This is a genomic window from Candidatus Accumulibacter sp. ACC012, from assembly GCF_907163155.1.
Classification (GTDB): Bacteria; Pseudomonadota; Gammaproteobacteria; order Burkholderiales; family Rhodocyclaceae; genus Accumulibacter; species Accumulibacter delftensis.
In genome coordinates, this window is the sequence record NZ_CAJQUC010000022.1 from 161,082 (window position 1) to 172,113 (window position 11,032).

General features: G+C 60.8%; 12 protein-coding genes. 2 read left to right on the forward strand and 10 right to left on the reverse strand.

Annotated features, from left to right (window positions below; genetic code table 11):
- Window positions 1-11: 11 nt before the first annotated feature.
- The 10 genes from atpA to mnmG all read right to left on the reverse strand — a co-directional run bounded on the left by atpA (window position 12) and on the right by mnmG (window position 8,483).
- Complete coding sequence (atpA, locus tag QZ648_RS21560) at window positions 12-1,550, reverse strand: F0F1 ATP synthase subunit alpha (protein WP_169064994.1); 1,539 nt, start codon at window positions 1,548-1,550, stop codon at window positions 12-14.
- Window positions 1,551-1,560: 10 nt separating this feature from the next.
- Window positions 1,561-2,097: a F0F1 ATP synthase subunit delta gene (locus QZ648_RS21565; protein WP_169064995.1), complete on the reverse strand. Its 537-nt coding sequence runs from the start codon at window positions 2,095-2,097 to the stop codon at window positions 1,561-1,563.
- 4 nt (window positions 2,098-2,101) lie between these two features.
- Window positions 2,102-2,572 carry a F0F1 ATP synthase subunit B gene (locus QZ648_RS21570; RefSeq protein ID WP_169064996.1) on the reverse strand — a complete coding sequence of 157 codons (471 nt, stop codon included), beginning with the start codon at window positions 2,570-2,572 and terminating at the stop codon, window positions 2,102-2,104.
- Window positions 2,573-2,612: 40 nt separating this feature from the next.
- Window positions 2,613-2,870, reverse strand: a complete 258-nt coding sequence (gene atpE / locus QZ648_RS21575) for a F0F1 ATP synthase subunit C (RefSeq protein WP_169065069.1) — start codon at window positions 2,868-2,870, stop codon at window positions 2,613-2,615.
- 100 nt (window positions 2,871-2,970) lie between these two features.
- On the reverse strand, window positions 2,971-3,741 hold the full coding sequence (atpB, locus tag QZ648_RS21580) for a F0F1 ATP synthase subunit A (protein ID WP_169064997.1): 771 nt from the start codon (window positions 3,739-3,741) through the stop codon (window positions 2,971-2,973).
- A gap of 18 nt (window positions 3,742-3,759) precedes the next feature.
- Window positions 3,760-4,182 (reverse strand): ATP synthase subunit I, encoded by a 423-nt coding sequence (locus tag QZ648_RS21585; RefSeq protein WP_211203585.1) that lies wholly within the window; start codon window positions 4,180-4,182, stop codon window positions 3,760-3,762.
- Window positions 4,183-4,267: 85 nt separating this feature from the next.
- Window positions 4,268-5,107 carry a ParB/RepB/Spo0J family partition protein gene (locus QZ648_RS21590; protein WP_169064999.1) on the reverse strand — a complete coding sequence of 280 codons (840 nt, stop codon included), beginning with the start codon at window positions 5,105-5,107 and terminating at the stop codon, window positions 4,268-4,270.
- A gap of 2 nt (window positions 5,108-5,109) precedes the next feature.
- A complete protein-coding gene (locus tag QZ648_RS21595; protein ID WP_169065000.1) occupies window positions 5,110-5,913 on the reverse strand; it encodes a ParA family protein in 804 nt (267 codons plus the stop codon).
- A 12-nt stretch (window positions 5,914-5,925) separates the two neighbouring features.
- Window positions 5,926-6,561, reverse strand: coding sequence for a 16S rRNA (guanine(527)-N(7))-methyltransferase RsmG (gene rsmG, locus QZ648_RS21600; RefSeq protein WP_169065001.1), 636 nt, complete (start codon window positions 6,559-6,561; stop codon window positions 5,926-5,928).
- On the reverse strand, window positions 6,561-8,483 hold the full coding sequence (mnmG, locus tag QZ648_RS21605) for a tRNA uridine-5-carboxymethylaminomethyl(34) synthesis enzyme MnmG (RefSeq protein ID WP_169065002.1): 1,923 nt from the start codon (window positions 8,481-8,483) through the stop codon (window positions 6,561-6,563). The genes rsmG and mnmG overlap by 1 nt, the downstream gene beginning before the upstream one ends.
- A 238-nt stretch (window positions 8,484-8,721) precedes the next feature.
- Between mnmG and ahpC the strand changes: the two genes are divergently transcribed.
- Together ahpC and ahpF are read left to right on the forward strand one after the other, a co-directional pair.
- The gene (gene ahpC / locus QZ648_RS21610; RefSeq protein WP_291998265.1) at window positions 8,722-9,285 is read left to right on the forward strand and encodes an alkyl hydroperoxide reductase subunit C; all 564 of its coding nucleotides are present in this window, start codon (window positions 8,722-8,724) and stop codon (window positions 9,283-9,285) included.
- A 140-nt stretch (window positions 9,286-9,425) separates the two neighbouring features.
- A complete protein-coding gene (ahpF, locus tag QZ648_RS21615; RefSeq protein WP_169065003.1) occupies window positions 9,426-10,976 on the forward strand; it encodes an alkyl hydroperoxide reductase subunit F in 1,551 nt (516 codons plus the stop codon).
- Window positions 10,977-11,032: the final 56 nt, after the last annotated feature.

Genomic DNA, 11,032 nt, shown 5'->3' on the forward strand with positions numbered 1-11,032 from the left:
TCGATCGATCATCAGGCCAGGGTGGCCTTGAACGCCTCAATCGCCTTGGTGAGCTTTTGCTCAGCGTCAGCGTCGAGGTCCTGTGTTGTGGCGATCTTGCTGATGAGGTCAGCGTGTTTCTGCTCAATGTAGCTCTGCATCTGCTTCTCGACCGCCAGCGCGTCCTTCACCGCAACATCATCGAAAAAGCCCTTGTTCACCGCCAGGAGGGTCACCGCCATCTGGGCAATCGACATTGGCGAGTACTGAGGCTGCTTCATCAGTTCGGTCACCAGACGTCCACGATCGAGCTGTTTGCGCGTCGCTTCGTCCAGGTCAGAGGCGAACTGCGAGAAGGCGGCGAGCTCGCGGTACTGAGCGAGGGCCAGACGAATATGGCTACCGAGCTTCTTGATGACTTTGGTCTGGGCAGCACCACCCACGCGGGAGACGGAGATACCGGCATCCATGGCAGGGCGAACACCGGCATTGAAGAGGTCGGTGTCAAGGAAGATCTGTCCGTCGGTAATCGAGATGACGTTGGTCGGAACGAAGGCAGAAACGTCGCCGGCCTGGGTCTCGATGATCGGCAGGGCGGTAAGCGAGCCGGTCTTGCCGGTGACTTCGCCGTTGGTAAACTTCTCAACCCATTCTTCGGAAACGCGAGCCGCACGCTCAAGCAAGCGTGAGTGCAGGTAAAACACGTCGCCCGGGTAGGCTTCACGTCCTGGCGGGCGGCGCAGCAGCAATGACACCTGGCGATAGGCCCAGGCCTGCTTGGTCAAGTCGTCGTAAATGATCAGCGCATCCTGGCCACGATCCCGGAAGTACTCGCCCATGGTGCACCCCGAGTACGGTGCGATGTACTGCAGGGCGGCAGTTTCCGAGGCTGTGGCGGCAACGACAGTGGTGTACTCCATCGCTCCGTTCTCTTCGAGTTTGCGGACGACAGTGGCGACGGTCGAGGCCTTCTGACCGACAGCAACGTAGATGCAGATAAGGTTCTGGCCTTTCTGGTTGATGATCGTATCAATGGCTACCGCGGTCTTGCCGGTTTGCCGGTCACCAATGATCAGCTCGCGCTGACCGCGACCAACCGGAACCATGGCATCGATCGACTTCAGGCCGGTCTGCACCGGCTGCGAAACCGATTTACGCCAGATCACCCCGGGCGCCACTTTCTCGATCTTGTCGGTCAGCTTGTTGTTGATCGGGCCCTTGCCGTCGATCGGCTGACCAAGCGAGTTCACCACCCGGCCAAGGAGTTCGGGACCGACCGGCACTTCGAGGATGCGTCCGGTGGTCTTGACCGTGTCGCCCTCACTGATCTGCTCGTACTCACCGAGGACCACCGCGCCAACCGAGTCGCGGTCGAGGTTCAGGGCCATGCCGAAGATATTGCCCGGAAATTCGAGCATTTCTCCCTGCATGACGTCGGTAAGGCCATAGATACGGCAGATGCCGTCGGTCACCGAAACAACGGTGCCCTGGGTGCGCAGATCGGCGCTGATATCAAGATTCTCGATCTTGCTCTTGATCAGTTCGCTGATTTCTGAAGGATTCAACTGCATGGAAATTCTCCTAGTTCTTGAGCGCCAACCGCAGGCTCTCCAATTTTCCGCGCACGGAAGTGTCGAGGACCTGGTCGCCAACCACAATCTTTACGCCGCCGATCAATGATTGATCAACGACCACGTCGGCAGTCAGCCGGGTCTTGAAGCGTGCTTCGAGGTCCTCGATCAGCGCCTTGCGCTGCTTCTCGTTGACCGGAAAAGCGCTATAGATCGTCGCTTCCTTGACGCCCTCCTGGCTGGCCTTGAGGCTCTCGAACAGGTGCGCGATTTCCGGCAGGGCAGAAAGCCGCTCATTGGCAGCAAGAACGTCGATCAGATTGGCTTCGCTGCCCACAAGCGCCTCGCCAGCCAGCGACTTGAAGAGCTCGCTTTTCTGCGCGGCAGACAGTTCCGGGTTGCCGATGCATGAACGCATCTGACTATCCCCGGCTATTGCGGACAGCAGCGACAAGCGCTCGGACCAAGCTGGCAGCGTGTTTTCGTCCAACGCGACGCGGAAAACCGCCTCAGCGTAGGGACGCGCGATGGTAGCGAGTTCGGCCATGGTCTTATAGTTCCTGCTTCAGGGCGGCTAGCATGTCGGCGTGCCCCTTGGCGTCGACTTCGCGCTTCAGGATGCGCTCGGCACCGGCAACCGCGAGATCGGCAACTTTGCCGCGCAGCTCGGCTCTGGCCTGCTCGACCTGCTGAGCAATCTCCGCCTGTGCGGACGCGACCACCTTGTCGGCTTCGACTTTTGCAGCCAGCTTCGCCTCTTCAATCACCTGCAAGGCGCGCTTTTCGGCGGCGACGACTATTTCAGCCGACTTCACCTTGGCTTCACGCAGGGAATCGGCCGAACGCTTCGAGGCCAGCTCGAGCTCATGCCTCCCACGCTCACCGGCGGCAAGCCCGTCGGCAATCAGTGCCTGGCGATCAGCAATCGCCTTTTGCAGCGGCGGCCAGACGTACTTCATGGTGATCCAGATGAAGACGCCGAACCAGACCGCCTCGCCAAATAACGTTGCGTTGATATTCACGCTAACCTCCTTTTAGGGGTGAGTCAGAAAGGAGAAGCGATCAGCCCTTGACGACGGCGATGAAAGGGTTCGCAAAGAGCATGAATAGGGCGATACCAACGCCGATCATGGTCACCGCGTCGAGCAGACCGGCAACGATGAACATCTTGACCTGCAGAGTGGGGATCATTTCCGGCTGGCGAGCGGCTCCTTCGAGGAAGCGGCCACCGAGAATACCAAACCCGATGGCGGTACCCAGGGCACCTGCCCCGATCAGGATGGCGACGGCGATGGCGGTGTTACCAAGCAACATTGACAGAGCGGCTTCCATTGGTGGTTCTCCTAACAAAAAATGCTAAATGGATTAAACAAGGACGACGTGAAGCGGACAGCGCATCAAAACACCCGGTGTTCGCCCACTAACCGTGGGACTCGCTGGCCATCGACAGATAAACAATGGTCAACATCATGAACACGAAGGCCTGCAGGGTGATGATCAGGATGTGGAACAAGGCCCAGGGCAGTGCCAGCGGCAACTGCCAGACGCCGAGCAAGGCGATCAGGATGAAGACCATCTCGCCAGCGTACATGTTGCCGAACAAACGCAGCGAGAGAGAGATCGGCTTGGCGATGTCTTCAATGACGCGGAAGAGAATATTGACAGGCGCCAGTTTGATGCCAAAAGGTACGGCGACGACTTCGTGGAAAAAGCCACCCGCGCCTTTCACCTTGATGCCCATGACGATCATGATCGCAAACACGCTCAGGGACATGGCGAAAGTCAGATTCGGATCGGTTGTCGGCACCACCTTGAGGTAGTGAATGCCGAAGACGCCGAGAATCAGGGGCAGGAAGTCGACCGGGATCAGGTCCATGGCATTCATCAGGAAAACCCAGACGAAAATGGTAATCGCCAGCGGCGTGACCAGCGGACTTCTGCCGTGATAAGTATCCTTGACCTGCTGATCAACAAAAGTCACCAGAATTTCGATAAAACTCTGCAGCGGGCCGGGAACGCCGGAGCTCGCCTGCTTGGCGACCTTGGCCATGCCGAGAAAAGCGACCAGTCCGATAATCCCGGAAACGAACAAGGTATCCAGGTGAAGCGTCCAGAAGCCTTCACCAACCGTGTTGTTGGTCAGGTGGTGGACGATGTATGCACTGGTCGTTAATGCTTCGCCTGAAGCCATGTTTTTTCCCCTGTTTGACTAGTGCTGCTTGAGCAGCGCCATCCAATAAACAACAATTGTTGCGGCATAAGCCAGGAAGAGCGGCAAGGCGACGAGCTGTGCATAGCTTTTGAAAACCAGGCCAAACAGTAGAAGGGTGACCGCAAACTTATACCCTTCGGCGGCAACCTGAGAATTGAACGCCTTTTTCGCATCAGCAGCTGCCGTTCCCGCTGGCCGCAAACCTCGCCACACATAAGCCAAGGCGCTGGCAATCGCAATGCCACCACCAAGCGCCGCAGAAACGGCCGCATCAGTCCCCGCAACAAGGCCCGCTATCGCCGCAGCCACCAGGGTGACGATCACCTGACAGCGGAAAAACCAGCGAACCTGAGGATGCACGACCAGCCCCTCCAAAACACAGGCAGGATACCAGACTCCTATAGAGGAATCAAACCGCATGTGCAAGAAAGTTCCCTTTCCTTGGCAAACTCTGCCTTGCAGGCAGGTTCCGAGAGCTGCAATAATGCATCTTTGCTGCGCCGCATCAATGGCGTAGCCGCTGCAGGATTCCTTCCAGCTGATCCAGGTCGCCGAACTCGATCAGCACCTTGCCGGCGCCGCGCTGGTTGGCGCGAATGGCCACCTGCGCCCCGAGCAAATCGGCCAGCTCATCCTGCAAACGCAGCACATCACGATCCGGCTTGGGCGGCTCCTGCTCTTTCGGCGGCCGCAGCGCGTATTGTACGAGGCGCTCGGTTTCGCGCACCGATAGTCCTTTCTGCACCACGCGTTGCGCCAGCTGAACCTGCAGTGCGCCGGCCAGGGGGAGAAGTGCGCGCGCATGCCCCATGTCCACTTCGCCGCGCATCAGAAGCTCCTGCACGGGTGGCGCCAGTTGCAACAGACGCAGCAGGTTTGATGCCGCCGGCCGCGAACGACCCACGGCGTCGGCCGCCTGCTGATGGGTCATCGCAAACTCGTCGATCAGTCGCTGCAGGCCGAGCGCTTCTTCCAGCGGGTTGAGGTTTTCGCGCTGGATGTTCTCGATCAAGGCCATCGCCAGCGCCGCTTCATCGGGAATCTCCCGGATCAAGGCTGACACTTCGCTGAGGCCGGCCATCTGCGCCGCCCGCCAGCGTCGCTCGCCAGCGATGATTTCGTAGCGCTCGTCGCTCACCGGGCGGACCAGGATCGGCTGCATCAAGCCCTGCATCCGGATCGACGCGGCCAGTTCTTCGAGCGAGGCGCTGTCCATGTGCGTGCGCGGCTGATACTTGCCGGGCTGGATGTCAGCCAGAGGCACGCTGCGCAGCTGCTCCTTGTTCTGCGCATCGTTACCAGCCAGCAAAGCGTCGAGACCGCGGCCCAAACCCTTCAGTTTCATGACTAGACTCCCAGTCCCGCGGTCGTTGCACCGGCGCGCGCCGTGCCGGCGCGGCGGTCGAGAATCTCCTGCGCCAGCAGCAGATAGGCCTGCGCGCCCTTGGAACTGCGGTCGAAGGCAATTACCGGCTTGCCGTAGGACGGCGCCTCGGCAAGGCGCACGTTGCGCGGGATGATGGTGCGATAGACTTTTTCGCCAAAGTGTTCTTCGAGTTCGTTCGACACCTGCTGCGTCAAGGTCGAGCGTGGGTCGAACATGGTCCGTAGCAGCCCTTCGATCTCGAGCCTCGGATTGAGATTGGCGCGGATTTTCTTCAGCGTCGCGACGAGATCAGTCAGGCCTTCCAGCGCGTAATACTCGCACTGCATTGGAATCATCACCGTATCCGCGGCCACCAAACCATTGACGGTCAGCATATTCAAGGCCGGCGGGCAGTCCATGAGAATGAAGTCATAGTCCGCGCGAACGCTGGCGAGCGCGTCGCGTAAACGATATTCGCGCTGCCCAAGATCAATCAGGTCGATCTCGGCACCGGCCAGTTCGCGGTTCGCCGGTAGCAGGTCGAAGCCGAAGTCACTGCTCAAGCGGGTCTCCGCGGCCGTCGAGCGACCGATCAGTACCTGATAGACGGTGGGCATGGCACCGCGCTTGACGACGCCGCAGCCGGTGGTCGCATTGCCCTGCGGATCGAGATCGATGAGCAGCACGCGCTGCCCACATTCGGCCAGACAGGCCGAAAGGTTAACGGCGGTCGTGGTTTTTCCAACGCCACCTTTCTGGTTGGTTACCGCGAGTATTCTTGCCAAATCGACTCCCCCTCAATGCCCGGCGGCACGACTGCTGATCCGCACCAGATGCCGCTCGCCGGTGACCCCCGGCACTTCCAGACGGTGTATCGCGTCGACCACGACGTCGGCGGGCAAACGCGCGACCTCGGCCTGCGGGCAGACGCCTTTCATGGCCAACCAGTGACCACCCGCTTGCAGCAGGTGGCGCGACAACCTGATCAGCTCGGCGAGATCGGCAAAGGCGCGCGCGGTGATCATCGCGAACGCCATCGCCGGCCGATAGGCCTCGACCCGCCCACAGTGTACGGCAATATTCGCCAGTTCCAGCTCAATCGCCGCCTGGCGCAGAAAGGCGCCCTTCTTCGAATTGCTGTCGAGCAGGACGACGCTCAGCTCGGGGCGGGCGATGGCCAGTGGAATTCCGGGCATGCCACCGCCACTGCCAACGTCAAGCAGGCTCTCGCCACGCAGGAAAGGGAGCACCGCCAGCGAATCAAGCAGGTGATGGCTGACCGTCAGCGCCGAATTCGGGACCGCGGTCAAGCGGTAGGTCCGGTTCCATTTCTCTAGCAGCGCGGTGTAAGCCAGCAATTTGTTCTGCGCAGGCGTTGACAGCTCGACGCCGAGATCCTGCAAGCCCTGCTGGAGTTGGTCCGCGGCGCTCATCAGCTGCCGGCGGCGGCGGCACGCTGGCGCTGCGCGTCCAACTCGCCGCGTTTCAGACAAACCGTCAGGATCGAGATCGCAGCCGGCGTCATGCCCTGGATTCGCGACGCCTGGCCAAGCGTCTGCGGCCGCTGCAGGGACAGCTTCTGCTGCACCTCGCGTGATAGGCCGGGGATGTCGCTGAAATCGAAGTTGGCCGGAAAACAGCGCTCTTCATTGGCCAGGCTCCTGGCCACTTCTTCCTGCTGACGTTCGATGTAGCCCTGGTATTTGGCCTGGATTTCGACCTGTTCGATGACCTGCGGATCGCTCAAGCCAGCGTCAGCCGAAACCTCGCCAAGGCGCAGGCTCATCAAGGCCCGGTAGCTCACATCCGGGCGGCGCAAAAGATCGTGCAGGCTGTACTCGTGCTCAAGTTCCCGGCCAACGACGCGCAAGGCCTCGCCGTCGGCGAGCTTTCCCGGTTGTACCCAGGTCGCTTTCAAGCGCTCCTGCTCGCCGGCAATCGCGTCGCGCTTTTTGCAAAAAGCCGTCCAACGCCGATCGTCCACCAGTCCCAGGCGGCGACCATGTTCGGTGAGGCGCATATCGGCGTTGTCCTCGCGCAGCGACAAGCGGTACTCGGCACGGCTGGTGAACATGCGGTAGGGTTCCGAGACGCCGCGGGTAATCAGGTCGTCGACCAGGACGCCGAGATAGGCTTCGTCACGACGCGGCGTCCACGGTGCCTCCTCCTGTGCCAACAGGGCGGCGTTGGCGCCGGCCAACAGGCCCTGCGCCGCGGCTTCCTCGTAACCGGTGGTGCCGTTGATCTGGCCGGCGAAGAACAACCCGCCGATGGCCTTGGTTTCCAGGGAGGCCTTGAGCGCGCGCGGATCGAAGTAGTCGTATTCGATGGCATAGCCGGGGCGCAGGATATGCGCGCTCTCCAGGCCACGGATCGAGCGCACGATCGCCAACTGCACGTCGAAGGGCAGACTGGTCGAGATCCCGTTGGGATAGATTTCGTGCGTGTGCAGGCCTTCCGGCTCGAGGAAGATGTTGTGGCTGTCCTTACCGGCGAAACGATGAATCTTGTCTTCGATCGAAGGACAGTAGCGCGGACCAATACCTTCGATGACGCCGGTGTACATCGGCGAGCGATCCAGATTGGCGCGGATGATGTCGTGCGTGCCGGAATTGGTGCTGGTAATCCAGCACGGCAGTTGCTGTGGGTGCTGCGCCGCGTCACCAAGAAAGGAGAAAACCGGCCGCGGCTGATCCGAATGTTGTTCGACCATCACCGAAAAATCGATGCTCCGCCCGTCGAGCCGCGGCGGCGTGCCGGTCTTGAGTCGCCCGACCGGCAATTCCAGCTCGCGCAGCCGTGTCGCCAGCGAAACCGCCGGTGGGTCACCCATGCGGCCGCCAACCATGTTCGACATGCCGACGTGAATCAGGCCGTTAAGAAAAGTGCCGGTGGTCAGGACCACCGCTGGCGCCGCAAAGCGCACGCCGAGCTGGGTCACCACTCCGGCCACGCGATTGCCTTCGACGATCAGATCGTCACAGGCCTGCGCGAAAATCGTTAAATTCGGCTGATTCTCCAGGCGGCGACGAATCGCCTGCCGGTAGAGGACGCGGTCGGCCTGCGCGCGCGTCGCACGCACCGCCGGACCCTTGCTCGAATTCAGCGTCCGAAACTGGATACCCGCCTCATCGGTGGCCTCGGCCATCGCCCCGCCCAAGGCGTCGACCTCTTTGACCAGATGCCCTTTGCCGATGCCGCCGATCGACGGATTGCAGCTCATCGCGCCCAGGGTGTCGAGGTTGTGGGTCAGCAGCAGAGTCTTCACTCCCATGCGCGCCGCGGCCAGCGCCGCCTCGGTGCCGGCATGGCCGCCACCGACGACAATCACCTCGAAACGGTCAGGAAAGAGCATGGGCAGTCGGATCTTCCTCGCAGAGAGGCCTGCGCAAAATAGCGGAATTCTACTGCAGTTCGCTGAAAAATAACAGGTTTCAACAAACTCTCCAGCGCTGCGTGAGAGCTCGCCACGGGGCGAATATAGCGTTTGGCTATGAGTCGCATTGCGAGAATCAATTGGAACAATGCTGGCGAATCCTCTACCATGAACCCGTCGATTCAGTTTTTTCACCCCACCCGAAGGAGAGCTCAAGATGTCCTTGATCAATACCGAAATCAAACCATTCAAAGCAACGGCTTTTCACAACGGCAAGTTTGGCCCCGTCACTGACGCCGATCTGAAGGGCAAGTGGTCGGTGGTCTTCTTCTACCCGGCTGACTTTACCTTCGTCTGTCCAACCGAACTCGGCGACCTGGCCGATGAGTACGCATCGTTTCAGAAGCTGGGCGTCGAAGTGTACGCGGTGTCCACCGATACGCACTTCACGCACAAGGCGTGGCACGACACTTCCGAGACCATCAAGAAAATCACTTACCCGATGGTCGGGGACCCCACCGGGGCAATCACCCGCAACTTCGAAGTAATGATCGAAGAGGAAGGCCTGGCGCTGCGCGGCACTTTCGTCATAAACCCCGAAGGGGTCATCAAGATCTGTGAAATCCACGACCTGGGGATCGGTCGTGACGCCAAAGAACTGCTGCGCAAGGTACAGGCTGCCCAGTACGTGGCCAGCCATCCGGGTGAAGTCTGCCCGGCCAAGTGGACACCCGGCGACGCGACGCTCTCTCCGTCACTCGACCTGGTCGGCAAAATCTAGAAGCCTTTGCTCATTCGCGCTGCCTGTACTGCGAGGCAGCGCGAGCCCGGGTCCCAATGCAAAGGGGCCGCGAAGCAATGCTTGGCGGCCCCTTTGCATTGGGGGCCCTTTTTCAAACCACTCGACAAGGAAGCGCTTACATGCTCGACGCCAACATCAAGACTCAACTCGCTGCCTACCTGCAAAAACTGCAGCGACCGATCGAATTGCTCGCCTCGCTGGACAGCAGTCAATCCGCCCGCGAGATGCTGGCCCTGCTGCAGGAAATTGCCGCGCTGTCCGAGCAGGTGAGCCTCCGGGAAGACGGCAACGCGGCCCGCAAACCCTCGTTCGCGGTCGGCCTGGCTGGCGAAGAAGCACGCATCAGCTTTGCTGGTATCCCGATGGGGCACGAATTCACGTCGCTGGTTCTAGCCCTGCTGCATGTCGGGGGTCATCCGCCGAAGGCCGACGCCAGTGTGATCGAGGGAATTCGCGCCATTCCCGGCAAATTCCATTTCGAAACCTTCATTTCGCTTTCCTGCCACAACTGCCCGGACGTGGTGCAGGCGCTGAACCTGATGGCCGTCAGCAACCCCGGCATCAGCCACCAGATGATCGACGGAGCACTGTTCCAGGACGAGGTCAGCGCGCGCCAGATCATGGGTGTGCCGACGGTCTTTCTCAACGGCGAGCAGTTCGGCCAGGGCCGCATGGCCCTGGAAGAGATCGTCGCCAAGATCGATTCCGGCGCGGCGCAGCGCGGCGCAGAGAAAATCAACGCTCGCGAGCCCTTCGACGTACTCATCGTCGGTGGCGGCCCGGCTGGCGCCGCGGCGGCGATTTACGCGGCACGCAAAGGCATTCGCACGGGCGTGGTCAGCGAGCGCTTCGGTGGCCAGGTCCTCGATACCCTGGCCATTGAAAACTTCGTCTCGGTGAAGGCAACCGATGGTCCGAAGCTCGCCGTCGCGCTCGAAGAGCACGTCAAGGAGTACGACGTAGATATCATGGATCTGCAGCGTACCGAGGCGCTGCTGCCACAGGCGGTCGACGGCCTGACCGAACTACGCCTGGCCAGTGGTGCGACCCTGCGCAGCAAGACGGTGATCCTCGCCACCGGTGCCCGCTGGCGCGAGATCAACGTTCCTGGCGAGAAGGAGTATCGGGGTCATGGTGTCGCCTACTGTCCGCACTGCGACGGGCCGCTGTTCAAGGGCAAGCGAGTGGCGGTGATCGGTGGCGGCAACTCCGGCGTGGAAGCGGCCATCGACCTCGCCGGTATCGTTGGCCACGTCACCTTGCTCGAATTCGAGGCCAGCCTGCGGGCCGACGCCGTGCTGCAGAAGAAGCTTTTCAGTCTCGGCAACGTCGATGTGATCACCGAGGCGCTGACCACCGAAGTAGCCGGGGACGGCCAGAAAGTCGACGGCCTGCTGTACACCGATCGCGCCAGCGGTGAAAAGCGACGTATCGACCTCGCCGGCATCTTCGTACAGATCGGCCTGCTACCGAACAGCGAGTGGCTCAAGGGCACACTCGAACTGTCTGCGCACGGTGAGATCGAGATCGACGCCCGCTGTGCGACTTCGCTGCCCGGTGTTTTTGCCGCCGGCGACGTGACCACCGTGCCCTACAAACAAATAGTTATCGCCATGGGCGAAGGCACGAAAGCTGCGCTTAGCGCCTTCGATTATCTGATCCGCAGCTAACGGTCATGACAATCGAGACACCCCAGATCATGAAAGTCATGACCGTTTTTCCCTCC